The 23,136-nt window shown below is 72.5% G+C and carries 18 protein-coding genes; 13 read left to right on the plus strand and 5 right to left on the minus strand.

Annotated elements, in window-relative coordinates:
• Positions 1-5: 5 nt before the first annotated feature.
• The 3 genes from WMF27_RS29990 to WMF27_RS30000 all read left to right on the plus strand — a co-directional run bounded on the left by WMF27_RS29990 (position 6) and on the right by WMF27_RS30000 (position 3,687).
• Entirely contained in the window at positions 6-1,043 is a 1,038-nt protein-coding gene (locus tag WMF27_RS29990; protein WP_437765451.1) for a TOMM precursor leader peptide-binding protein, read from the plus strand.
• Positions 1,044-1,154: 111 nt separating this feature from the next.
• The gene (locus WMF27_RS29995; RefSeq protein WP_437765450.1) at positions 1,155-2,684 is read left to right on the plus strand and encodes a protein kinase domain-containing protein; all 1,530 of its coding nucleotides are present in this window, start codon (positions 1,155-1,157) and stop codon (positions 2,682-2,684) included.
• Positions 2,662-3,687 carry a hypothetical protein gene (locus WMF27_RS30000; RefSeq protein WP_437765449.1) on the plus strand — a complete coding sequence of 342 codons (1,026 nt, stop codon included), beginning with the start codon at positions 2,662-2,664 and terminating at the stop codon, positions 3,685-3,687. Before WMF27_RS29995 ends, WMF27_RS30000 begins: the two co-directional genes overlap by 23 nt.
• A 109-nt stretch (positions 3,688-3,796) precedes the next feature.
• Here the strand turns inward: WMF27_RS30000 and WMF27_RS30005 are convergent, their stop codons facing one another.
• A complete protein-coding gene (locus tag WMF27_RS30005; RefSeq protein ID WP_437765448.1) occupies positions 3,797-5,263 on the minus strand; it encodes an OmpA family protein in 1,467 nt (488 codons plus the stop codon).
• A 20-nt stretch (positions 5,264-5,283) separates the two neighbouring features.
• The gene (locus WMF27_RS30010; RefSeq protein WP_437765447.1) at positions 5,284-6,546 is read right to left on the minus strand and encodes a hypothetical protein; all 1,263 of its coding nucleotides are present in this window, start codon (positions 6,544-6,546) and stop codon (positions 5,284-5,286) included.
• Between the two features lie 525 nt (positions 6,547-7,071).
• Between WMF27_RS30010 and WMF27_RS30015 the strand changes: the two genes are divergently transcribed.
• On the plus strand, positions 7,072-9,573 hold the full coding sequence (locus tag WMF27_RS30015) for a M1 family aminopeptidase (RefSeq protein ID WP_437765446.1): 2,502 nt from the start codon (positions 7,072-7,074) through the stop codon (positions 9,571-9,573).
• Positions 9,574-9,672: 99 nt separating this feature from the next.
• Complete coding sequence (locus tag WMF27_RS30020) at positions 9,673-10,287, plus strand: hypothetical protein (RefSeq protein WP_437765445.1); 615 nt, start codon at positions 9,673-9,675, stop codon at positions 10,285-10,287.
• 181 nt (positions 10,288-10,468) lie between these two features.
• Here the strand turns inward: WMF27_RS30020 and WMF27_RS30025 are convergent, their stop codons facing one another.
• Entirely contained in the window at positions 10,469-11,131 is a 663-nt protein-coding gene (locus WMF27_RS30025; RefSeq protein ID WP_437765444.1) for a hypothetical protein, read from the minus strand.
• Between the two features lie 126 nt (positions 11,132-11,257).
• On the opposite strand from WMF27_RS30025, the gene WMF27_RS30030 reads away from it, so the two are divergent.
• The 3 genes from WMF27_RS30030 to WMF27_RS30040 all read left to right on the plus strand — a co-directional run bounded on the left by WMF27_RS30030 (position 11,258) and on the right by WMF27_RS30040 (position 14,586).
• Positions 11,258-12,442 (plus strand): hypothetical protein, encoded by a 1,185-nt coding sequence (locus WMF27_RS30030; RefSeq protein ID WP_437765443.1) that lies wholly within the window; start codon positions 11,258-11,260, stop codon positions 12,440-12,442.
• 136 nt (positions 12,443-12,578) lie between these two features.
• Positions 12,579-13,721, plus strand: coding sequence for a hypothetical protein (locus WMF27_RS30035; RefSeq protein WP_437765442.1), 1,143 nt, complete (start codon positions 12,579-12,581; stop codon positions 13,719-13,721).
• 376 nt (positions 13,722-14,097) lie between these two features.
• Positions 14,098-14,586 (plus strand): hypothetical protein, encoded by a 489-nt coding sequence (locus WMF27_RS30040; RefSeq protein ID WP_012238663.1) that lies wholly within the window; start codon positions 14,098-14,100, stop codon positions 14,584-14,586.
• Positions 14,587-14,747: 161 nt separating this feature from the next.
• Here WMF27_RS30040 and gndA read toward each other — a convergent pair whose 3' ends face one another.
• Entirely contained in the window at positions 14,748-16,280 is a 1,533-nt protein-coding gene (gene gndA, locus WMF27_RS30045) for an NADP-dependent phosphogluconate dehydrogenase (RefSeq protein ID WP_437765441.1), read from the minus strand.
• A gap of 458 nt (positions 16,281-16,738) precedes the next feature.
• Here gndA and WMF27_RS30050 point away from each other — a divergent pair, with 458 nt between their 5' ends.
• The 4 genes from WMF27_RS30050 to WMF27_RS30065 all read left to right on the plus strand — a co-directional run bounded on the left by WMF27_RS30050 (position 16,739) and on the right by WMF27_RS30065 (position 20,880).
• Positions 16,739-16,891: a hypothetical protein gene (locus WMF27_RS30050; protein WP_437765440.1), complete on the plus strand. Its 153-nt coding sequence runs from the start codon at positions 16,739-16,741 to the stop codon at positions 16,889-16,891.
• Positions 16,892-17,282: 391 nt separating this feature from the next.
• A complete protein-coding gene (locus tag WMF27_RS30055) occupies positions 17,283-18,824 on the plus strand; it encodes a serine/threonine protein kinase (protein WP_437765439.1) in 1,542 nt (513 codons plus the stop codon).
• Positions 18,825-18,920: 96 nt separating this feature from the next.
• Positions 18,921-20,000: a hypothetical protein gene (locus WMF27_RS30060; RefSeq protein WP_437765438.1), complete on the plus strand. Its 1,080-nt coding sequence runs from the start codon at positions 18,921-18,923 to the stop codon at positions 19,998-20,000.
• Positions 20,001-20,160: 160 nt separating this feature from the next.
• The gene (locus tag WMF27_RS30065) at positions 20,161-20,880 is read left to right on the plus strand and encodes a hypothetical protein (protein ID WP_437765437.1); all 720 of its coding nucleotides are present in this window, start codon (positions 20,161-20,163) and stop codon (positions 20,878-20,880) included.
• Positions 20,881-20,883: 3 nt separating this feature from the next.
• Here the strand turns inward: WMF27_RS30065 and WMF27_RS30070 are convergent, their stop codons facing one another.
• A complete protein-coding gene (locus WMF27_RS30070; RefSeq protein WP_437765436.1) occupies positions 20,884-21,240 on the minus strand; it encodes a Spx/MgsR family RNA polymerase-binding regulatory protein in 357 nt (118 codons plus the stop codon).
• 262 nt (positions 21,241-21,502) lie between these two features.
• Here WMF27_RS30070 and abc-f point away from each other — a divergent pair, with 262 nt between their 5' ends.
• Positions 21,503-23,125, plus strand: a complete 1,623-nt coding sequence (gene abc-f, locus WMF27_RS30075) for a ribosomal protection-like ABC-F family protein (RefSeq protein ID WP_437765435.1) — start codon at positions 21,503-21,505, stop codon at positions 23,123-23,125.
• Positions 23,126-23,136: the final 11 nt, after the last annotated feature.

Raw genomic sequence — 23,136 nt, forward strand, 5'->3', positions numbered from 1 at the left:
GCACCATGACCAGCATTCGACTCAGCCGCTCGGCCAGCATCACGCCCACCGACGTGGGCGTCATCCTCCGCTCCGATCTCGGCACCTTCCAGCTCACCGGCCTGGACGTGAGCGCGTTCGTCGAGCGGATGGTGCCGCTGCTCGACGGGTCGCGCGACAGGGAGGCGCTCGTCGAGGCGCTCGCGGACTACTCGCGGCAGAGCGTGACGGCGTTCCTCGACCTGCTCGAGGCGCGCGGGCTGGTCGAGCCGGTGCCCGCGGAGGCGCCGTCCGGCGACGGCGAGCGCCTCCGCGGGCAGCGCGAGTTCCTCCGCAAGTGGTCGTCGGGCCCGGAGCAGGCGGCGCAGCGGATCGCGAACGCGCGCGTGCTCGTGGTGGGCCTCGAGCCCTGGGGGGCCTCGGCCGCCCTGGCGCTCGCGGGGGCGGGCGTCTCCGCGCTCCGCCTGATCGACGGCGGCGCCGTCGGCCCGCGCGACGTCGCGGTGGTCCGCGCGCGCGGGTCGGCGGCGCTCGGCGCGCCCCGCCGCGGCGCCGTGGCCGCGCTGATCCGCGAGCACGCGCCGCTCTGCCGGGTGGACGAGAGCTCCTCCGCCGCGCTGGAGGGGGACGGCCTCCTCTCGCCGGAGGGGCGCCCTCACCTCCTCGTCGCGGCGGTGCGCGGCGACGACGCGGCGCTCCTGGAGCGCGTCGCGCGGTTCGGCCAGCGCGCAGGGATCGCCTCGCTCTTCTCGCACCTCGCGGGGACGACGGCCGTCCTGGGCCCCCTCGTCTTCCCGGGGAAGACGGCGTGCCGGATCTGCGCGACGACCGAGGCGCTCAACCCCTCGCCCGGGGGGCGCTCGCTGGCCGATTCCGCGCCGCACGCCGGCACGATGGGCCAGCTGCTCGGCCACCTCGTGGCGATGGAGGCCCTCAAGGTGCTCTCGGCGTACACGCCCTCCAGGCTCGGGGGCAGGTTCCTGATCCAGGACCTCGCGACGCTCGAGACATCGCACCACACGCTCGTGAGGTTGCCCTGGTGCAAGGTTTGCGGCGAGGGATGACGCGGGGCTGGAGCTGCTCTAGCCTGCGGCCGTGAAGAGGCCTCCCCTTCCAGCCGCCTCCCGCATCGCCGACGCGCCCGCCGCCGGCGCCCATGGCCCGGGCCTCGCGCCATGATCGGCCGAACCCTCGACGACCGCTACACGATGCTCCGGCTCCTCGGCCAGGGCGGGATGGGCGCCGTCTACGAGGCCCGGCACGCGGGCACCGGCCGCCGCGTCGCGGTGAAGGTCATCCTCGGCCAGGCCGCGGACGACGAGCTCGTCCGCCGCTTCCAGCGCGAGGCGCGCGCGGTCGGCGCGGTCGAGTCCGAGCACATCGCGCAGGTGTTCGACACCGGGCGCGACCGCGAGACCGGCGCGCCGTACATCGCGATGGAGTTCCTCGAGGGCGAGGACGTGCAGGCCCTCATCGAGCGGCTCGGCCCGCTCCCTGTCGATCTCGCGCTCCGCATCGGGCTGCAGGCGTGCCTGGGGCTCGAGCGCGCGCACGAGGCCGGCATCGTCCACCGCGACATCAAGCCGGCAAACCTGTTCCTCGCGAGGAAGCAGGGCGGCCAGCGCGTGGTCAAGGTGCTCGACTTCGGCGTCGCCAAGGTGACGGACAACAGCCTCGGCAACGGCGGGATGACGAAGAGCGGCGCGCTCCTCGGCTCTCCCCTCTACATGTCGCCCGAGCAGGCGCGCGGCAGCGGCGCCATCGACGCGCGCTCGGACATCTGGTCGCTCGGCATCAGCCTGTACCACGCCCTCTCGGGGCATCGGCCCAACGAGCACCTGACCGGCCTCGGAGAGCTCGTCCTGAGCATCTGCACGACCCCGGTGCGCTGGATCCAGGAGATCGCGCCCTGGGTGCCGCCGGAGGTCGCCCGCGTGGTGCACCGGGCGCTGGTCATCGATCCGGCGGGCCGCACCGCGAGCGCCGGCGAGCTCGCGGCGGCGCTGCGCGCGTTCCTGCCGGGCGGCGAGGCGATCGTCGAGGCGATGCTCGTGCCGCTCGACGCCGCCACGCGCGCGTCGCGCGCGTCGCGCGCGTCGTTCGGCGCCATCTCGGCCCCCCAGCACGCCTCGAGCGCGCCGTTCGGCGCCGCGCTGACCCCGCCGCGCGCGTCGGCCGCGCCATTCGAGGCCGCGGGGCGCCCGCCGGGCGGGCAATCCGGACCGTATGCGCTGTCGGGCACGGCGCCCGCCACGAGCGTCCGGCTGTCGAGCGGCCCCGAGCGTCCGGCGTCGCGCCCGCCCGTCGCCCTGATCGCCGGTGGCGTGCTGGCCGCCGCGCTCGCGGGCGGGGCGGGCGTCTACCTCGCGGTGCGCGGCGCGCCGCCGCCCGCGCCCGCGCCCTCGGCCGAGCCGGCGCCGCCTGCGCGCGCCGAGGCCGAGCCGCCGCCTCCGTCCGCCGGCGTCGAGGCCAGGCCGACGCCGTCCGCCAGCGCCGAGCCGCCGCGCGCCGACACGCCCGTGGATCCGCCGGCCGCGGCCTCGTCGGCGCCCGCCGCGCTGCCCTCCGCTGTGACGACCGCGCGCGCCGCCGCGTCGGCGCCGGCGAGCGCCGTCGCTCGACCGCCCGCGCCGAGGCCGCCCGCGCCGAGGCCGCCGTCCCAGAGGCCCCCGAGGAATGACGATGACGAGACATCGAGGAAATAGCCGCGTCGCGTGGTGTGTCGCCGCGCTCCTGTCGCTCTCCGCGGGGGTCGCCCGCGCGGAGCCGTCCGCGGACCAGGCGGCCGCGGCCGAGGCGCTCTTCCGCGAGGGGCGCGATCTCGTCGCGCAGGGCAAGCTCGCCGAGGCGTGCCCCAAGTTCGCGGCGAGCCAGCGGCTGGACCCGGGCTATGGCACCCAGTGGAACCTGGCGGACTGCCTCGAGCGGCTCGGCCGCACCGCGAGCGCCTGGGCGGCGTTCCGCGAGGCCGCGGACATGGCGAGCCGGGCCGGCCAGGCGGACCGCGAGGCCAAGGCGACCCGCCGCGCGGCCGATCTGGAGAAGAAGCTCGAGCGCCTCGCTGTCACGGTGACCACGCCGGCGGACGGCCTCGTCGTGAGGCGCAACGGCGCGGTCCTCGACGCCGGCGCGTGGGGCGCGCCGCTCCCCGTCGATCCGGGCAAGCACCGCGTCGAGGCGACCGCGCCCGGCAAGAAGCCGTTCTCGGTCGAGGCGCAGACCGCCGGCCCCGGCCAGGTCGTCACCGTGGAGGTCCCGCCGCTCGAGGACGACCCCGCGGCGACCGCGGCGACCCCGCCGCCCGGTCCGCTCGCTGCGCCGCGCTGGCCGGCCGCTGGCGGTGACGGAGACGGCGGCGCGGGCACCCGCCGCACCCTCGCCTTCGTGGCAGGCGGCGTCGGCGTCGCCGGCGTCGTGACCGGCTCGATCTTCGGGCTCCTCGCCAGCTCGCGGTGGAACCGGGCGCAGGACGAGCACTGCCGGACCGAGACGCTCTGCGACGCCCGCGGCGTGGCGCTGGTCGAGGACGCCAAGAGCGCCGCGAAGCTGTCCACCGCCGGCTTCATCGTCGGCGGGGTCGGGCTCGCGGCCGGCGTCGCGCTGTTCGTGACGTCGCTCGGCGACACGGAGCCCGCGGCGGCGCGGATCGTGGTCGCGCCGGCCGTCGGCACGACCGGCGGCGGGCTGGCGATCCACGGCCGCTTCTGACCCCCGGCCGCGCCCGGCGCCGCGGCGCGCCGCGGCGGCGGCCGGCCCCGCTGCGGGCCAGCCGCCGTGCCCGGGAGGGCGCGACGCGCCGCTCCGGGGCGAGCGCGCCTCACTCGTCGATCACGAACTCCACGCGGCGGTTCTTCGCCAGGCTCGCCGGGTCGGTGCCCTCGGCCACCGGCCTGTCCGACCCGAAGCCCTCGGCCGTGAGCCGGCCCGGGCTGACGCCCTTCCGGATCAGGTACTTCCGGACCATCTCGGCGCGCTGCTCGCTCAGCTCCTGGTTCAGCTCGGGCGTGCCGGTCTCGTCGGTGTGCCCCTCCACCCGCAGCCGCTCGATCTCGGGGTTCGCCTTCATGACGAGCGCCACCTGGTCCAGGGTCCTGTACGAGTCCTGCTCGAGCTCGGCCGAGCCGGTCCGGAAGCGGATGGTGTCCCGTATCACGAACTCACCCTGCTCGTACGCGACCCGCGGCTCGCCCTTGTCGGGGCAGCCGTCGTCGTCCTCGACGCCGTTGATCGTCTCCTTCTCGTCCGGGCACTCGTCGTCCGCGTTCGGCACACCGTCCTGATCGTCGTCGGCGTCCTCCTCGGGGCAGCCGTCGCTGTCGTAATCGGCGTCGCGATCCTCCGGGACGTCGGGGCACTGGTCGCGCTCGTCGTCGACGCCGTCGTGGTCCCTGTCGTGCGAGGTCGGCGTGTACTTCACGCCCGCGAACACGCGGAAGATCGGCACGCCGTAGCCGGCCAGCGCGCCGATCCCCGGGCCCGCGGTGATCTCCCACTGCTCGCTCGGGTTGATCTTCACGTAGCCGAGCGCCTCGAGGGGCGTCTCCTCCTCGTTCAGGTCGTCCGCGGCGATGCCGATGCCGCCGTTCGCCTCGGCGCCGATCTCGACCTTCCCGTCGATGCCGCCGAAGCGGTAGCCGAGCGCCGCGGCGTACGTCAGCTCGCTCCCCGCCTCGACGTTCGCGTACGTCGTCCCCTCGCGGATCGCGACGCCCGCGTTGACGCCGAACCTGAGGCCGGGCGCGAACCGGTGATCGAGCACGATGCGCGGCCAGAACACGACGTTGCGCGCGCCGCCCGCGAAATCGCCGGTGTGCGTCGGGACGCGCAGCTCGGCCACGAGGCCGAGGCCGATGGAGTCGCGATCGTCGAGCAGGCGCAGCTTCGGCACGAGCCGGATGTCGCCGAGGCCCGCGAACGACGGAGAGCCCTCGCCCGACTGCGCGAGGAAGAACGGGATGTCGAGGCCGAGCGCGAACGGCTCGGCGATCGTGACCGACGCCATGAGATCGGCGCCCAGGCGGCCGCTCACGATCTGGCTCCGCACCTCGCCGTCGCCCGTCGCGACGATCAGCGGGTTGCGCGCGTAGTTCAGGAACAGCCCGAACGCCCATGGATCGCCGGGCTCGCGGACGCCGGAGCCCTCCGTGACGACGAAGGCGTCGTGGGTGACGGCCGGCTTGAAGCGCTCGACGTCGATGTCCGTGCTCTGCGCCGACGCGGGCGTCGCGGCGGCGAGGACCGCGCAGGCAGCGCAGGTGATGGCGGCGAGGATCGGTGCGCGCATGGTTCTCCTCTTCATCGGCTTCATCGGCCGGCTCCGGGCCCGCGGCGCGGGCGCCTCCGCAACCGGAGCGCGAGCCCGCCGGCGGCGAGCAGCGACAGGGCTCCCCCTCCGTACGGCGCCGGCCCCGCCGCGCAGGCGCAGGCGCCGCCCTGGACCGCCTCCCCCGGCGCGAGCTCCGGTTCGCCCGGGCCGCCCGCCCCGCTCGACGCCCCGCCGTCGACGCAGCGCCCGGTCGGCGCGCAGCGCAGGTCCGCGCCGCACTCGGACGAGCCCGGCGAGCACGGGCCGCACTGCCCGCTGACACACGCGAGGTCGCCGCACTGGGCGTTCGACGAGCAGGTGTCCCCGGGCGTGGGGACGCACCGGTGGTCCGCGGAGCAGTCCTCGTCCGCGTCGCAGTCGACATCGTCGACGCACGACACCGGCAGGATGCAGTCGCCGTCCACGCAGATGCCCCTGCCGGCGCAGTCCGCGTCGCGCGCGCAGCCGGAGGGCGGGACGATCACGTCGGGCACGCGGTCGCCGTCCGCGTCGCCGGCCACGCACGGCGCGGAGATGCCGATGTCGAGATCACCCGGCCCGAGCGCCGCCGCGTCGTTCACCGACCGGAAGTACAGGTTCGCCTCGCACGCCACGCCGACGCCCACGACGTCGAGCGCGATGGATGCCTGCGCGTACCCCCGCGTCGCGTCGTTGATCAGCAGGGGATCCATGTCCGTCCCTGCCTCGGTCGCGACCTGCGCGTCCGTCACGTCGACGGGCTCGTACCGCCCCGACGCCCCAGCGAAGGACCAGACCCGCACGAGCGTCCCGTCGCCCTTCACGCCGAGCACGACCTCGTAGCCGCCCGGCGACCGGTCGTCCGTGAACCGGTCGTCGATCCCCGCCGTCGCGGCGGTGCCGCCGGTCTGCCGGTTCCTGTCGGTGTCGATGAACACGAAGAGCGTCGCCTCCCGGCTGATCGCCGCCGTCTCCGACACATACCCGCGCACCCAGAACCGCCCGGCGGCGGCGACCGCGTACGCGGAGCGAAAGTCGATCGATCGCTCCGGCGCGTCGAAGGCCTCGCCGTCGCCCGCGACGTCCTCGTCGCCGTAAGGCCACCGCGGCTCCCCGGTCCTGTCGATCGCGACGATCTCGTCGAGCACCGGCGTCATCCGCCCGCCCGTCCACGTCTGAGCGGACGAGCTCCTCGGAAGGAGCGCGACGCCGAGCGCCGCGCCCACAGCCAGCGGCGCGACCCACGAGCGCCCCCGCGCGCACCCAACTTTGTGTTGTGCCATGGCGGGGAGCATCCTCGCACAGGTCACCGCAACCCTTACAAATGAAAGGCGATTCGCGCCCAGAGTGCGCAAGGGTGCGCGCCTGCAATACCATGCATCCACACCTTCGTTCGCGCGCGAGCGGGAAGCGGGAGAAGCGCTCACCGTCGATGCGATGTCGATGCGCTCGCGCTCCGTGCCGATTGGCCAGCTGATCATCGCTCCTCTCCTCCTCCTCACTCCCCGCACGCGAGCGAAGCGCGGAGAGCACGCTGGAGGGCGATCGCGCGCGCCGGAGGCGCGGCCTCCGCGCGCGGCGGCCCGGAGCGCCGAGCGACCGTGACGCGGGCGACCGATCATCCCTTCTTTTCGTCGCCGAGCGGCGCGCCGGGGCCTCCGGCGCGATCACCTGGCTTGGCCACGCGCCCTGGTTCTGTAACTGTCCCGCGGTCAGTTACGCGTCGCTGCGCCGCCGTGGGCTCGGGGGTCCGAGCGCTGGTGCCTGGCCTCGCGAGACGAATCCCTCTTCCGATCGAAGGAACCGCGATGCACTGCACACTCCAGAAACACCGCCCCGGAGCGCTCCGCGTGGCTTGCCTGCTGCTTGGGTCGCTCGCCGCCGCGTGCTCGGGCGAGGGCCCGGCGCCGCTCGAGGGGAGCGCGTTCGACGTCGAGCGTTACGACCTCCGGGGCGAGTTCGACTGGGAGCGGAGCCGCCTCGTGGCGACGCTGGGCCTCACGCTGTCGCTCACCGGAGACGGCCCGAGGACGGTGGTCCTCGACAGCGCCGTCGCCGAGGTGAAGGAGGTCCGGCGGAAGGGCGGCGGGGCGCTCCCGCACGCGCTCGATCCGCAGCGCCAGGCGCTCGCGATCGACCTCTCGAGCGAGCCCGAGGCGATGAGCGGCGCGCCGATCGCGCTCGAGATCGACTACGAGGCGCTCTCCGGCGACGCCCTCCGCGCGGTGCCCGCGCGCATCGGCGATCCGGTCGCCGTGCGCGCCGTCTACACGGTGTCGGAGCCGCTCGGCGCGTCGCGGTGGATGCCGTGCCACAACGCGCCCTCGGACCGGGCCATCTTCTCGATCGCCATGCGCGTCGACGGCGGCGAGGCGCTGATCGCCAACGGCGATCTCGTCGGCGACGAGGATCTCGGGGCGTCGGGCCACCTCGTCCGGTACGAGACCGCCTACACGCTGCCGCCCTACCTCATGGCGTTCGCGATCGGCGACTTCGAGGTCGAGCGCGGGACGAAGGGCGATCTCCCCATCGCGGTCTGGCATCGCCGCGGGCTGCCGGGCGATCACGGAAGGATGGTGGACGAGCTCGCGCGCGCCATCGGCCGCTTCGAGGAGCTGCTCGTGCCGTACCCCTTCGAGAAGTACGCGCTCGTGCTCCTGCCGGACTTCTCCGTGGGCGGGATCGAGCACGCGAGCATCAGCTTCCAGCGCGAGGAGCGGAGCACGCAGCCCGCGCTCGCCTCGGATCTCCTGCTCACGACGCACGAGCTCTCGCACCAGTGGTTCGGCGACCTCGTGACGGTGGAGACCTGGGACGATCTCTGGATCAAGGAGGGCATGGCGACGTTGCTCGAGCAGGAGGGCGCCCGCGTCTACACGGACGAGAGCGGCGCGGGGACGCTGAACGGCGACGAGCTCGCCCCCCGGGACGGCGACGCCGTCCGCGATCCGTCGCTCGCGCCGGGCGAGAAGTACACGAGCGGCCCCTACGGCCGCGCCGCCTGGCTGCTCACCCAGATCCGCAGCCTGGCCGGCGAGGAGGCGTTCTGGTCGGCGCTCCGCGGGGTGCTCGAGGAGCGCCGGTTCGGGACCATCGGCACGGACGATTTCCTCGACGCCTTCGCGCCGGCGCTCGGCCCGGAGGCGGCTGCGCGCGCGCGGCGCGCGGTCGTGGCCAGGGCGCTCCCGTGGCTCACGGTCGACCCCGCACCCTCCGGCGGGGCGTTCGTGACGGTGCACGACCCGGAGGGCGCCCTCGTCGCGCCCCTGGAGCTCGCGTGGGTGGCCGGCGACGGCGCGGCCCGCGTGCAGACGCTCGCGCCCGGCGAGCGCGTCGAGGTCGCGCCCGCGCGCCCGGGCGAGCTCCTCGTCGTCGATCCCCAGGACCGCCACCCCGAGTGGGCCTTCCTGAGCACCGACCGCGATCTCGAGGCCTACGCCGCGACGCTCGCCCCGCGCCGCGTCCCCGCGGACCCCGAGGGCGTCTCGCGCTTCCTCGACGTGGGCGGCGCCCACCAGCTCGCCGCGCTCCAGGGCGGCCTGCCCGAGGGGCTCGCGCCCGAGGAGTTCGAGGCGTTCGTCGAGGGCCTCGACGGCGAGGCGGCCCGGGCGGTATCGCTCGCCGCGGCGTGCGACGTCGCGTGCGCGCCGGGCCTCGACGCCGGCGTCCGCGGCGCGTGGTCGAGCGTGCTCACCGGCCTCCTCGCTGGAGCGCCTTACAGCTACGGCCTCGACTACGTCGGAAGCTACGCGTCGTGCAGCGCCGTCGTGTCCCCCGAAGCGCTGTTCGCCGAGGACTGGTCCGCGCTCGAGACCGGGCTCGCCTCGGGCGGCGTCTCCGACGTGCGGCTCCAGTACCTGTCCAAGTTCAAGCTGCCGCCCGAGGCGGCGCTCCGCGCGTGGGGCAGGGTCGCGCAGATGGCGAGCTCGGTGCGCGCGCGCGTGCTCGCGATCCGGCACCTCGCGACGTACGTGGACGGGCTCGACCCGGCTGCCCTCTCGGCCTTTCGCGCCTTCTTCGCCGGCGTGCTCGGCGCGACCGACGTCTCCGATGTCCTCGCCGCGGATCTCCGCGCCGTGGTGGCCTCCGCCGCGCCCACGGCGGCCGGCAACCAGGGAGCGCTGGACGGCCTCGCCCGGGTGCTCCGCTCGCCCGCGGCCCGCTCGGCCCACCCCGCCGCCGTCTGCGCGGCGTTCGCGTTGACGAGGGGTGACGGGCAGGCATTCCACCGCTTCGCCGCGGGGATCGAGGGCGCCGACGTGGCGGACACCACCGCCGAGCTGCTGCGCTCTCCCGTCCATTGCCTCTGACGCTCGCTCGCCACGACATCACATCTCGCCCGCCGGCCTCGCTCCATGGCGAGGCCGGCCCTCTCCGCGGCAACCGAACGCTGCTATGCTCCGCTCCCCATGTCGGAGCTCGTCCAACTTCTTCGCCAGAACGCCCCGATTGCTCGCATCGCCGAGCACCTCGATGGCCTGACGCACGAGGAGCGCCGCAGCGCCCTGTCGACCACGACGCGCGCGGATCAGCGGGCGCTCTATGCCGCCGCGAGCCACGCCCCCCCGCTCACGCTCGACTTCTTCGTCCCGGACGGCACACCGCCCCGCGTGGCGGTTCGTCACGAGGGCAGGAACAGCCTTCCTCTCCCGTCCACATTCCGCTTCTTCGAGAAGCGTTTTGCCTTGCCCGAGGACGGAAGCGCGCGGCTCTTCGGTTACAACGAGGGGCTCACGCGTCCCTGGATTGGCCCGGGCTTCTTCGTCGCGGTCCCGACGGCCGGCAATCCTGCGTGGCAGGAGCGTGGCGCCATCGTGATTGACTACTTCCAGGTCCCTGACGGCCCCGTACCTGACGGCTGGCCCCGGGTCGTGCCCAACAGCAAAGGAATCCAGTTCTTCGTCTACAATGGAACCCGTGATTTCATGCGTCGGGTCTCGAAGGACGTGTCCATCGGCGCGGCGTTCAAGGGCGAACGTTCGCTCGACCATTACTTCACGCTCTGCCGCTCGCCGTCCGCCTAGCACGACTGCGGGAAGTTGCCCCGGAGCGGCAGAACAACCGCCAAGACGCCGAGGGCGCCAAGGGAGAAGAAGAAGTGCCGTCCCGGCATCTTTTCCTCTCATTTCCCTGGTTTCTTGGCGCCCTTGGCGCCCTTGGCGGCTCGCTTCCCCCTCCGGCTTCGCGCAGTAGCGCTGTGCCCCGCTAGTTTGGCTGGGTCCCCCCGCCCAGCCGCGCCAGCATCCCCTTTCGCAGGAGCCCGACCTTGTTCCGCATCGCGGTCACCTGTTGCCGCATCCCGTCCGCCTGCTCGGCGAGGTCGACGATCCCCGCGGCCGTCGCCGCCTGGGCGAGGGCGCGCGCCTCGTCGGCGAGGCGCCCCATGCGCCCCTCCACCTCGTCCATCGCTGCCACCACCTCGTGGATCTGCTCCGGCGTCGTCGCCTCCCGCTGGCGCGCCGCGGTCTCCTGCACCAGCTGGTTGATGCTCCGCCCCTCCTCCCCGAGCGCCGCGAAGCGCTGGAACAGCTCCCCGAGCTGCTCCGCCCGCCGCTTGATCTCCTCGCCGCGCGCCGCGAGCGCCGTGGCGGTCGCCTCATGGCGATCCCGCGCCGCCGCGATCGCCGCGATGAGCGACCCGAGCGCCATGCTCACGCGCTGCTGCGCCTCGGCCGCCTCGGTCGTCGACTTCGCCGCGCGCTCGATCCCCTTGCGTGTGTCGAGGGAGAGCCGCCGCGCCGACTCCGCGAGCTCCTCGAAGCGGACGAGCTCGCGCTCGAGCGCGCACGCCGCTTCCGCGAGCTCGCCCCCGCCCTTGCCGTGCTCGTCCTTCCCGCCCCCGCGGCCGTTCTTCTCGCGCTTGTTCACGTCGCACTCCCTGCGCTGCCTGTCCACCTCCTGGGAGGCCCCGCTGTTTCGCCTGCAAGCGATGTTCGGACCGGTGTACTGTATCAAAACGGCGGCTCGCACGTCGGACGCACCTCGGAGGAACGGATGCGAAGCGCGTGGCTCGTCCTCGTCGGAGTTCATGCCCTGCTGGGCTGCGGGGCTGCGCCGCGGAGAGAGCCGGCCGCCGGCGCCGACCCCACGCACGCCGGGGTCGCTGCCCCGAGCGCCGTCCCGGAGGGCCCGACCCGCGAGGCGCGCGCCGCCCTGCGCTCGCCCGAGGAGAAGGAGCGCGCCGCCCTGCGCCCGCGCAGGAGCACGCGCGCCCGCGACACCGCGCCCGAGGCCCCCAAGCCGCGCGCCCCGATCCCGCTGTCCGACAAGGCGAGCGCGCCTGCCCGCTCCGCCGGGAACAACCGCCCGCCCGTGAAGGAGCGCGCCCCGATCTCCCGCCCCACCCCGATCTCCCGCCCCACCCCGATCTCCCTCCCCGGGAAAGGCGGCGCCGCGCGCTCGATCGAGGCCGACTGCAAGGCGCTCGGCCCGGAGGTCCAGAAGGCCTCGAGGATGATCGAGGTGCTCCGGCAATCCGACCTGAACACGCCGCCCGACGTGCTCGGGAGGATCGCGGATCGGCTCGACCTCTGGGCCCGCGCGGCCGCGGTCCAGGCCTCCGATCCGGAGCTCGCCCAGGGCGCCAAGGACATCCGGGAGAGCTTCGCCCGGACGGGCGCCGCGGCCCGCAAGCTCCAGGCGTCGCTCGGCGCTCACGACCGCAAGAAGGCCGGTCTCGCCCGCGCCGGCCTGGAGAGGGAGCTCGACCAGGACGCCAAGGCCGTGAGGGGCATTGCCGCCCGTTGCAAGAGCAACCCCTATGACCCGATCAAGGGCAAAGCCCACATCCCGCCTCACGTCGTGCGGAGCGTCGTCCAGGAGCGCTTCGGCGAGATGCGGGCTTGCTTTGAAAAGGGCCTTCGCCTGAACCCCAAGCTCCGAGGGCGCCTGCCCGTACACCTCGTCGTCGATGGCGAAGGGAAGGTCACGTACGCGGGTGACGCCGACCGCCCGCCCGAGGACGCGCCGCTCCTCATCGCGCTGCCCTCGCCCGGCGCGACGCCGCCGTCGTCGCCCGCTCCCCCGCTCCGCGACGCCAAGGTCGTCGGCTGCGTGCTCGACGTCTTCCGCGGCCTCCGATTCCCCTCCGCCGCAGACCGCAAGAGCGTTGCCACGGTGGTCTATCCCGTCGTCTTCGGTGTGGACGACAACCGCTCTCCAGCGACCTCCGCCAGGTGACGCACAGCGCAATCGCGGCAGCGAGGCGCTGGCCCCTTGCCGTCCGGGCGAGGCCGACGCCAAGCACCCTCAGCCTCACTTGCGCCACTTGCAAAGTTATTTCCTTCTCAGGGGCCTGAGGGTAAGCATTCCGCCGATGAAGCTCTCGCTCACCGAGCTCCAGGACATCCGCCGCACGCTCGCGGCGCGCATCGTCTTCGGCCTCTCCACGCCCGGCACCGAGATCGCCGCGCTCCCTGCCTATCTCGCGCCGCCGCCGGGAGGGATGATGGGCCGCGCCGTGGTGGTCGACGCGGGCGGCACGAACCTGCGCGCCGCCATCGTGGAGCTCTTGCCGGGCGGCGCGTCGCGCATCGTCGCCGGGCCCGTGCCTGCGAAGTTCCCGGGCGGGCCGGAGATCGCGGGCGACGCCTTCTTCGACGTGCAGGCGGAGCTGGTCGAGCGCCTGGGCGCCGTGCACGGCTTGCCGGTGGGGTACTGCTTCTCGTACCCGTCGGAGACGCTGCCGTCGCTCGACGCGCGGCTGCTCCGCTGGACCAAGGGCGTCCAGGTCGCCGGGGTCGAGGGCACCAGCGTGGGCGAGCGGCTCGGCCGGGCGCTCGGCGCGCGGAGGCTCCGGCCCGGTCCGGTCCGGGTGCTGAACGACACGGTGGCGAGCCTGCTCGGGGGTGCCTTCGCGCACGGCGGGTCGCAGCCCGCGGCGTTCATCGGGCTCATCGTGGGGACGGGGACCAACATGGCCACGTTCCTCCCCGCCGGCCGGATCCCGAAGCTCAAGACGGGTCACTTCGTCGCGCCGATGGCGGTCAACCTCGAGAACGGGAACTTCAACCCTCCGCACCTCCAGCCGTTCGACGCGGAGCTCGACGCGGGCTCCGAGAACCCCGGCGCGCAGCGGTTCGAGAAGGCGGTGTCCGGGGCCTACCTGCCCCGGCTCTTCGGGCGGCTCTGTCCGGACCATGCCCCGCTGACGAGCTCCGCGGATCTCGTGCGGCTCCGCGACGAGGGCGCCGACGAGGCGCGGCGGGTCGCCGGCGACCTGCTCCAGCGCTCGGCCGACCTCGTGGCGGCGGGGCTCGCGGCCGTCACCGACGTGCTCGACAGCCCTCCTGGGGTCGGCATCCTCGCGGAGGGCAGCCTCTTCTGGGGCGATCCCCTCTATGCGCCGCGGGTGCAGGAGACGCTGCGCGCCCTCGTCGGCTCCCGGGTCGAGCCCCGGCTCGCCCGGCTCGAGCACGTCAACCTCATCGGGTCGGCCTGCGCCGCGCTGTTCGCCTGAGCGCCCGCGCGCCGCTTCCCCTCGCCGCTCGCTGGGTCGCGCGGGAGGCGCCGGGCCTCTGGGCGCGCGAGCTGCCCGGCCAGGCGGGAGCACAGCGATGCCCGGGGATCTTCGCCAGGGCCTGCCCTCGCGGGGCCGGTCGAGCGCGGCCAGGCCCGCGTCCGCCTGGCTGTATGGCGCCCCTGTGGGTGGTCCGAGGCGGCAGGATCACACATTTCTGGCCGAATCCGTTTTTTGCGACCACCATGACGCAGCGTTGACCCCATGGGAGGAGCTCGTCCGGTGATGTGTGAAACAACAGCGCGCTTCCGCTCGACCGGACCGGTCGGGCGGGTGGGGCGCTTCCGGTCGTCGCGGGCGGGCCCCGGTAGCCGGAATGGCTATTGTCTTTAGAGAGATGCTCCCGTCGAACCGCAGACTCGCGTTCCGCAGGCAGCCGCACCTGCTCGACGACACCGGGAGTGTCGGCGTGTGGATCACGCAGCCGGCGGGCATGGTCGTTCAGCTCTTGCGGGAGACGGTGGCGACCGGTGAGATCGCGCGGTTCATCTCGGTCGACGCGTACCAGAAGCTCGTGGGCGTCATGCGCCCGGGGGAGCGGGCGTTCTTCATCTACGACATGGCGCTCATGGTGCGGTACGAGAGCGAGGCGCGGGTGATCCTGACCCAGTGGGGGCTCAACGTGCGCGACAAGATCGAGCACATCGTCGTCCGCCCGCCCCCGGAGATGAACAAGCTCGGGCGCATGGGGATCCAGACGATCGCGGCGGCGATGAGCCTGGCGGGGGTGCAGCTCGACATCGTGGACGACATCGAGCCGTTCCTGCGCGAGCAGAACCTGCGGCCGCGGATCAGCCTCACCTGAGGCGTGGCCCCGGCGGGAGCCCGGCCCGAGCAGACGCTAGCTCCACTGCGGGAAGTCGGCCGGGGAAGCGAACCGCCAGGCCGCCAAGAAAACCGGGGAACAGGGGGATGGGGGGGAGGAAGACGGGCTTCGTGCCCTGAGGACGGGAATCGCGCCGGGCGTCAGTGCCCGCCGCCGGTGCCCTTGATGTCCAGCTGAGGACGGGAGGGGTGCGGCCAGTCGAGGTGGAAGAACTTGCCGCGCGGCTGATCCGTGCGCTCGTAGGTGTGCGCCCCGAAGTAGTCTCGCTGCGCCTGCAGGAGGTTCGCGGGCAGGTGGGCCGCGCGGTACCCGTCGTAATACGACAGGGCCGACATGAACGCGGGCGCCCAGACGCCGTTCTGCGCGGCGATCGACACCACCTTGCGCCAGTTCGCCTGCCCCTGCTTGATCTGATCGTTGAAGTACGGATCGAGCAGCAGGTTCGTCAGGCCAGGATTGCGCGTGTACGCCTCCGTGATCTTCTGGAGGAAGCGGGCGCGGATGATGCAGCCGCCGCGCCAGATGCTCGCGATCGTGCCGAAATCAAGCGTCCACTTGTACTCCGCCTGCGCCGCCGCCATGAGCTGGAAGCCCTGCGCGTAGGCGCAGATCTTCGAGCAATACAGCGCGTCGCGGATCGCCGTGATCGTCCCCTGCCGGTCCGCGACCGGGGTCGGGGTCGGGCCAGAGAGGTGCTTCGAGGCCTCGACGCGCTCGTCCTTCAGCGCAGAGAGGCAACGGGCGAACACCGCCTCCGCAATGGCGTTCGCAGGGATGCCCATGTCGAGCGCGTTGCTGCTCGTCCACTTGCCCGTGCCCTTCTGCCCCGCCGTGTCGAGGACGAAATCGACGAACGGCTTGTCCTTCTGGACAGGGTCCTTCTGCTGGAGGATATCGGCGGTGATCTGGATGAGGTACGAGTCGAGATCTCCGCTGTTCCACTCGGAGAAGACCCGGGACATCTCGTCCTTCGACATCCCGAGCAGCCCGTCGAGGAGCGTGTACGCCTCGCAGATGAGCTGCATGTCGATGTACTCGATGCCGTTGTGGACCATCTTCACGTAATGGCCCGCGCCGTTCGGCCCGATGTACGCCGTGCAGGGGACCCCGCCCTCCACCGGCTTGCCGGGGGACGCGCCCTCGATCGGCTTGCCGGTCGCCGGATCGACCTTGGCGGCGATGGCGCGCCAGATCGGCTCCAGGTGCTGCCAGGACGCGGGATCGCCGCCGGGCATCAGCGAGGGGCCGAAGCGCGCCCCCACCTCGCCGCCGGAGACGCCCGAGCCGAAGAACTTGCACTGCTTCGCGTACTCCTGCTCCCGGCGGATGGTGTCGGTCCAGAGCGAGTTGCCCAGATCGACGACGATATCGTCCGGCTCGACGCCCGCCTCGATGAGCTGCTTGACCACCATGTCCACCGGCGGACCGGCCTTGACCAGGATCACCGCCTTGCGCGGCTTCTTCAGCGCGCGGACGAAGTCCTTCAGCGTCTCGCAGTAGACCAGGCCGCCGGGCGTGCCCGGGTTCCTCGCGACGAAGTCCTTCGCGACCTGCACCGTGCGGTTGTACACGGCCACCTTGAACCCGTGGTCGGCCATGTTGAGCGCGACGTTCTCGCCCATGACGGCCAGCCCGATCATGCCGATGTCGCAGCTGGATGTGGCATCATTCATCCCGGTTCTTCTCCTTCACACGTGGCTCTTTCGCCGCCAGCGACCGCCGTGCGGCGCGGCCAGGACGGCGTATCAGCAAGCCGCGAGCCGCGGATCGCAGGCCGCAGGCCCGCGCGCCGTCGATCTCGCTGGGTCGGCTGGGAGCCACGGGCGCGCATTCTGAGCAGGCCGGCGGCGCGGCGTCTAGTCCGCACGCGACGCGCGGGCGCTCGCCGCCGGAGGAGCCCGCGCTCGCCACGGCGCCGCACGTCGTGAAGCAGGCCCGGCGGGTGGCGCGGGACGAGCCCGGCTACAGGGCCGCCGTGGCGCCAGCGCGCGAGCGCAGGCTCCTCCGGCGGCAAGCGCCCGCGCGAGGTCGACGAGGCGACGAGGATCGCGCTCTCCGGCAATGTGTCGGTGGGGCTCCGGCTCCGCTTGACTTCGTACCTCAGCCGGCTCCGCCTGCTCACCGAGCTGTCGTGCGACGCGAGGCGATCGGCCAGGATATCCTATCAAGTATCCGCGCGGCCAGACGCGGAGACGAGACGATCTGCACGTTCGGTCGCAAGCTCGAACTCGGCGGGTTCGACGTGTTCCACGGGCCCCGGCGGCTGGCAGCGCTCGTGCTCTGACGGGACAGGCGGCGCCCACGCTCCGCCCGTGCATCTGACGATGTCGATGTGTCTGTCATGAAAAACGATCAGAACGGACGGGCGCCACATCACCGCGGCAGCGCCCCGTAAGCCACGGAATCACGGGATCTTCTCGCGCCGACGAGCGACGACGAGCGACGACGAGCAACGACGAGCAACGACGAGCGACGACGATCGGGGCCTCGCGCGAGCGGCGACGATCAGCGGAGAGCGCTTACCTGTTACCTGGTACGCGCAGATCGAACGAACGCGCCCTACACTGGAATGCCGATGTGGGGAGTCTTACGGCCTACAAGTTTGTAAGGTCTGCAAGTTAACGAGTGCGGTCGTCCGACCAGGTGGTGTAACCTCGTTCGACGCGGGTGAGACTATGTCGCTGAACTTCCACGAGGGGATGCTGTTCGCAGGTAGGTACCGCGTCGTGCGCAGCATCGCGACGGGTGCGATGGGGGCGGTCTACGAGGTCGTCCACGTCGAGACGGATCGGCGGCGGGCGCTCAAGGTCATGCACCCGCACCTCGCCGAGAACCCCGAGTTCCACGCGCGGTTCAAGCTGGAGGCGCGCATCGCCGCGCGCATAGCGACCGAGCACATCGTCGAGGTGTTCGACGCCGGGATCGACCTGGACACCGGCATGCCGTTCCTCGTGATGGAGCTGCTCCGCGGCGAGGAGCTCAGCAAGCGCATCCGCCGCGGCGGGCGCCTGCCGCCGGAGAACGCCATCGCCTACCTGCGTCAGACCGCGCACGCCCTGGACAAAACGCACGCGGCCGGCGTGGTCCACCGCGATCTGAAGCCCGCGAACCTCTTCCTCGCGGCCAGCGACGACGACGACGAGATCCGGATCAAGGTGCTTGACTTCGGCATCGCCAAGCTGGTCGCCGAGACCGCGATCGAAGGGGCGAACACCGCCGCCCTCGGGACGCCGCTCTACATGGCGCCCGAGCAGTTCAGCGGCGAGACGATCACGCGGGCGGTCGACCTCTTCGCGCTCGGCATGATCGCGTACACGACCCTCGTCGGCAAGGCCTACTGGCTGAACGACATGCGCGAGTACAGTAACTCGCTGGCGTTCGCGGTGATCGCGATGCACGGCCCGCAGGAGCCCCCGTCCGTGCGCGCGGAGAAGGAGGGGGTGAAGCTGCCCCCGGGCTTCGACGCGTGGTTCGCGAAGACGACGGCGCGCGAGCCCGGGGCGCGCTTCCCGAGCGCTTCGTCCACGGTGGAGGCGCTCGCCGAGGTCTTCGACATCGCCCCGATGACGGTCAGGTCCTCGCGCCTGCTCGCGCCGGAAACGCCGTTCCCGCGGTTCAGCCATGTCAGCCAGGGGCCCGGATCGTCGATGCCGGTGGCCGCCCAGTCGTCCAGCACGGGTGTGGAGACCCGGGTCGGCACCGGCACCGGCACCACCGCGGGGCCGCGGAGTCGATCCGCGCTCGTCGTCGCGGCCATCGCCCTGGTCGGCGGCAGCGCCATCGCTCTCGCCGCGTTCAGCAAGGGCGACTCCCCGGCCCCCGGCCACACCGAGCACGCGCAGGCGACACAGGCGACACAGGCGGCGGCCGTCGCGCCGCCGTCCACGCCGCCCACCACGCCGCCGTCCACGCCGCCCACCGCGCCCCCTTCCACGCCGCCCGAGGCCGCCCCGGGCGCCGCCCGCCCCGAGGCGGCCGGCACGCCCAGCTCGACCGACCTCGCGGCGGCAGCGAGCTCCGCCGCCGCGCCGCCCGCGGACGGCGGCCTGGCCATCGATCCCGAGGTGTTGGCGAACGCAAAGGCCTCGCCGGCGTCGCGCACCCCGGCGCCGCGCACCCCGGCGCCGCCGTCCGGCGGCTGGCGCAAGAGCGCGCCGACCGCCTCGCCCGCAGCGAACACGGCGAAGCCCCGGGAGTCGCTCTACGGGGCAGACTGAGCGCGGCCCCACAACGCGCTGATTTTTTGCCTGGGGCGGTCCCAAAGGAGGTATCTCATGTTACCTCCAATGCGAACCTTCTGGCCCGGGTCCGTCTTGAGCGGACTACTTTGCATTGCTGTCACCGCGCCGGCGAACGCGCAGCCTGACGCCGTGGCCGTGGCCGAGTCGCTCTTCAACCGCGGCCTCGCGGACATGCTGGCGGGGAAGTTCCAGACCGGCTGCCCTGCCCTCACCGAGAGCTACCGGCTCGATCCTCGCGCAGGGCGGCTGTTCACGCTCGCCGAGTGCGAGGCCAAGTGGGGGCGCACCGCGACAGCGGTCGCGCGCTACAACGACTTCCTCTCGCTCTACTCCCGCCTGTCCGAGTCCGAGCAGCTCAAGCAGTACGATCGCTACAAGCTCGTGCTCGAGCAGCGCGACGCGCTCGCGCCGCTCGTGCCACAGCTCACACTGTCGCTGCCGGCCGACGCGCCCGCCGGGACGCTGGTGCAGCGCGACGGCATCACGCTGGAGGGGCCTTCGCTCGGGATCGCGCTCCCCGTCAACCCGGGCGAGCACGTCGTGATGACGAAGGCGCCGGGCGGGCCCACGCACGAGGTGCGGTTCTCGATCGAGAAGTCGGAGCAGAAGACGCTCGAGCTCGAGGTGAAGCTCCCCGAGGCGCCGCCGCCCGCGACGCCGGCGGATCAGCCGCCCCAGCAGGCCGCCCTGCCGCCGTCGCAGCGCGACGAGGGCGCGTCGCGGACGCCGGCGCCGACCGGGACCAGCGGCCGGCGCGTGCTGGCGTACGTGACGGGCGGGCTCGCCCTGGGCGGGCTGATCGCCGGGGGAGTGACGGGAGCGATGGCGCTCAGCGAGAGCCGCCACGCGGATGAGGACTGTGACGACGTCGGCTCCGGCAGGGCGGTATGCAAGACCGCCGAAGGGAAGGCCGCTGGAAAGCGCGCGAAGGACCTGGGGCTGGTGAGCACGATCGGCTTCGGCGCCGGAGCGGCGCTGGCCGGCACGGCGCTCGTGCTCTTCCTGACGGAGCCCTCCTCGTCCGGTTCGCAGGCCAGCGCAGCCACCGGCGCGCAGGCCGGCGCCGCGCCCTACCCCCCGGCAGGCACGATGAGCTGGTCGCTGCTCGCGGGACCGACCGGCGGCGGCGTCGTTCTGCGCAGCCAGTGGTGAACCAGCCCGCGCCTGCCGCCGCCTTCGCGCGCGCACGGTAGCGCGGCGCGCACCGTCGGAACCTTGCGCCTCGTCCTGGGGCGCGGCCGAGCGTAGTATCCCATGGAAAACTACAGGCCGACGCGCCCTGGCGGGTGAGGCGGTGAGGAAAGGGCAACTCATGATCACGAAGACCACGATGGCCATGTTCGGGGTCGCAGCTTCCGGTCTGCTCGCAGGCTGCACGGAGACGCTCGATTCGCAGCAGATCAAGACCGGAGGGATCTCGGCGACCCTGGAGGCGATCGCCGAGAGCGCGTCATCGACGACGGTGCGGGCCACCCTCAAGGCCGGCGGCGACGAGAGCAACACGTACGTCATCCTGAGCGCGGGAGATCGGATCTCGGCGACCGTGGGCGGCGAGGCGGTCGCTATGTCCGCCGAGAGCTCCGGGGTCTACGAGGGCGACGTCAACATCGGCGCCGGAGGCACCGAGATCAGGGTGCTGCTGGACCGCGACGACGAGGACGACGACGACGCGACGAACAACGTGGGGACGCTCCCCGAGCCGTTCGACCTCGAGGCGCTGCCCAGAGAGCCAGTCCCGCGCGGCGAGGACCTCACGATCGCCTGGTCGCCGAGCGCGTCCGGAGACGACATGGTGATCGACGTGAAGGGCCGCTGCATCTTCTCCAAGACGTTCGATGTCGGGGGCGACCCGGGGACGTACACCATCGACGCGGGCGAGCTGGAGGCGACCAGCTCGCAAGAACCCGAGAGCTGCGACGTGGACGTCGTGATCCGCCGCTCGCGCAACGGCACGACGGACAACAACCTGGACCCGGAGAGCTCGTTCGAGCTGAGCCAGGTCCGGGGAGGCCGCTTCACCTCGGCGCCCTGAGGCTCAGCCGAACAGCGCGGCGTAGTCGTCCTCGCGGAAGCCCACGAGCACCCGGCTTCCTTTCACCAGCACAGGCCGCTTCACGAGCTTCCCGTCCTCGGTGAGCCACCGCGTGACGTCGTCGTCGCTCGCGGCGTCCACCCGCGCCTTGCCGAGCGCGCGGTAGCTCTGCCCGCTCGTGTTGAGCCACCGGCGCACCGAGAGCCCGCTCGCCGGGACCCACCGGGCGAGCTCTGCGGCCGTCGGCGGCTCATCGACGATGGGGCGCACGGCGACGTCGACGCCGCGCTCGCCGAGCCACTTCAGCGCTCGCTTGCAGGTGCTGCAGCCGGCATAAGAGAGGATCTGGACCTTGCTCATGCCGGGCCTTCTGCCCCCTCGGCCGCGCGACATCAAGCGCGGATGAGCGCGAAAAAGAGATGGAAAGCGCCCATGGCAGGAGAGAAAAAAAAGGGCTCCTGTGCAATGCGCCCGGAATGCGCCCGAAGACGAGCAGCGCACCGATTGAGCGCGGGTGGTTCATGGCGCGCGCCGGCGGCGGCGGACGAAATGCCGCATCGCGCGACGGGCCGTCTGGTATAGGGGGCGCGGAAAGGAGCCGCCCCCAGCGGCAGCGCGCCTCGTGATCCGTCTCGACTCCATCAGCAAGCAGCACGGCAAGCAGATCCTCTTCCTCGAGGCCTCCGCGGCGGTGAACCGCGGCGAGAAGGTCGGCCTGGTGGGGCCCAACGGCTCGGGCAAGACGACCATCTTCCGGATGATCACCAAGGAGGAGGCGCCCGACGGCGGCCAGGTCGCCATCGATCGCGGCGTCACCGTCGGCTACTTCAGCCAGGACGTCGGCGAGATGAAGGGCAGGAGCGCCGTCGCCGAGACCATGGACGGCGCCGGCCCGGTCTCCGACGTCGCCGCGGAGCTCCGCGAGCTCGAGGCCGCGCTCGCCGATCCCGAGCGGATGGATGAAATGGAGAGCTTGATCGAGCGCTTCGGGCAGGCCCAGGCCCGCTACGAAGAGCTCGGCGGCTACGCGCTCGACGCCAAGGCGCGCGAGATCCTCGCCGGGCTCGGCTTCAGCCAGGCCATGATGGACGGCGACGTGGGCGCCCTCTCGGGCGGGTGGAAGATGCGCGTCGCGCTCGCCCGCATCCTCCTCATGAGGCCGGACGCGCTCCTGCTCGACGAGCCGACCAACCACCTCGACATCGAGTCGATCATCTGGCTCGAAGGGTACCTGAAGCAGTATGCCGGGGCGCTCGTCATGACCTCGCACGACCGAGAGTTCATGAACCGCATCGTCACCAAGATCATCGAGATCGACGGCGGCGAGCTCACCAGCTACTCCGGCAACTACGAGTTCTACGAGCAGCAGCGCGCCATCAACGAGCAGCAGGCCGAGGCGCAGTACGAGCGCCAGCAGGCGATGCTCGCGAAGGAGATGCGGTTCATCGAGCGCTTCAAGGCCCAGGCCGCCAAGGCGGCGCAGGTCCAGTCGCGCGTGAAGAAGCTGGAGAAGATCGACAAGGTCGAGCCGCCGAAGCGCAGGAGGACGATCCGCTTCGAGTTCAAGCCCGCGCCGCGCTCGGGCGACGACGTGGCGCGGCTCAGCGGGGTGAAGAAGTCGTACGGAGGGCGCTCCATCTACGACGGATTCGACCTCCTGATCCGCCGCCGCGAGCGCTGGTGTGTGATGGGCGTAAACGGCGCCGGCAAATCCACCCTCCTCAAGCTCGTCGCGGGGACCTCCGCCCCGGACGCAGGCGGGGTGAACGTCGGCGCGAGCGTGAAGCTGGGGTATTTCGCGCAGCACGCGATGGAGCTCCTCGACCCGACCCGCTCCGTCTGGGAGTCCATCGTGGCGAGCTTCCCGCAAGCCTCGATCGGCTCGCTCCGCACGCTCGCCGGCGCGTTCGGCTTCTCCGGCGACGACATCGACAAGCCCTGTCGCATCCTGTCGGGCGGCGAGAAGGCGCGCCTCGTGCTCGCGATCATGCTCTATGATCCGCCCAACTTCCTCGTGCTCGACGAGCCGACGAACCACCTCGACATGGCGACCAAGGAGATGCTCGTCGGGGCGCTCTCCTCGTTCGAGGGCACCATGCTGTTCGTCTCGCACGATCGCCGCTTCCTCGCCGCGCTGTCCAACCGCGTCCTGGAGCTCCTGCCCGACGGGCCGCGCGTGTACGGCGGGGGATACCTGGAGTATGTCGCCCAGAGCGGACACGAGGCGCCGGGCATCCGGAGCTGACCCGCGCCGAC

The organism is Sorangium sp. So ce281 (genome assembly GCF_051527395.1).
Lineage (GTDB): Bacteria > Myxococcota_A > Polyangia > Polyangiales > Polyangiaceae > Sorangium > Sorangium cellulosum_B.

Bases quoted from the DNA above. Each gene is read 5' to 3' on its own strand.
- WMF27_RS29990 (WP_437765451.1), top strand. From the start codon at position 6: ATGACCAGCATTCGACTCAGCCGCTCGGCCAGCATCACGCCCACCGAC.
- WMF27_RS29995 (WP_437765450.1), top strand. From the start codon at position 1,155: ATGATCGGCCGAACCCTCGACGACCGCTACACGATGCTCCGGCTCCTC.
- WMF27_RS30000 (WP_437765449.1), top strand. From the start codon at position 2,662: ATGACGAGACATCGAGGAAATAGCCGCGTCGCGTGGTGTGTCGCCGCG.
- WMF27_RS30005 (WP_437765448.1), bottom strand. From the start codon at position 5,263: ATGCGCGCACCGATCCTCGCCGCCATCACCTGCGCTGCCTGCGCGGTC.
- WMF27_RS30010 (WP_437765447.1), bottom strand. From the start codon at position 6,546: ATGGCACAACACAAAGTTGGGTGCGCGCGGGGGCGCTCGTGGGTCGCG.
- WMF27_RS30015 (WP_437765446.1), top strand. From the start codon at position 7,072: ATGCACTGCACACTCCAGAAACACCGCCCCGGAGCGCTCCGCGTGGCT.
- WMF27_RS30020 (WP_437765445.1), top strand. From the start codon at position 9,673: ATGTCGGAGCTCGTCCAACTTCTTCGCCAGAACGCCCCGATTGCTCGC.
- WMF27_RS30030 (WP_437765443.1), top strand. From the start codon at position 11,258: ATGCGAAGCGCGTGGCTCGTCCTCGTCGGAGTTCATGCCCTGCTGGGC.
- WMF27_RS30035 (WP_437765442.1), top strand. From the start codon at position 12,579: ATGAAGCTCTCGCTCACCGAGCTCCAGGACATCCGCCGCACGCTCGCG.
- WMF27_RS30040 (WP_012238663.1), top strand. From the start codon at position 14,098: ATGGCTATTGTCTTTAGAGAGATGCTCCCGTCGAACCGCAGACTCGCG.
- gndA (WP_437765441.1), bottom strand. From the start codon at position 16,280: ATGAATGATGCCACATCCAGCTGCGACATCGGCATGATCGGGCTGGCC.
- WMF27_RS30055 (WP_437765439.1), top strand. From the start codon at position 17,283: ATGTCGCTGAACTTCCACGAGGGGATGCTGTTCGCAGGTAGGTACCGC.
- WMF27_RS30065 (WP_437765437.1), top strand. From the start codon at position 20,161: ATGATCACGAAGACCACGATGGCCATGTTCGGGGTCGCAGCTTCCGGT.
- WMF27_RS30070 (WP_437765436.1), bottom strand. From the start codon at position 21,240: ATGAGCAAGGTCCAGATCCTCTCTTATGCCGGCTGCAGCACCTGCAAG.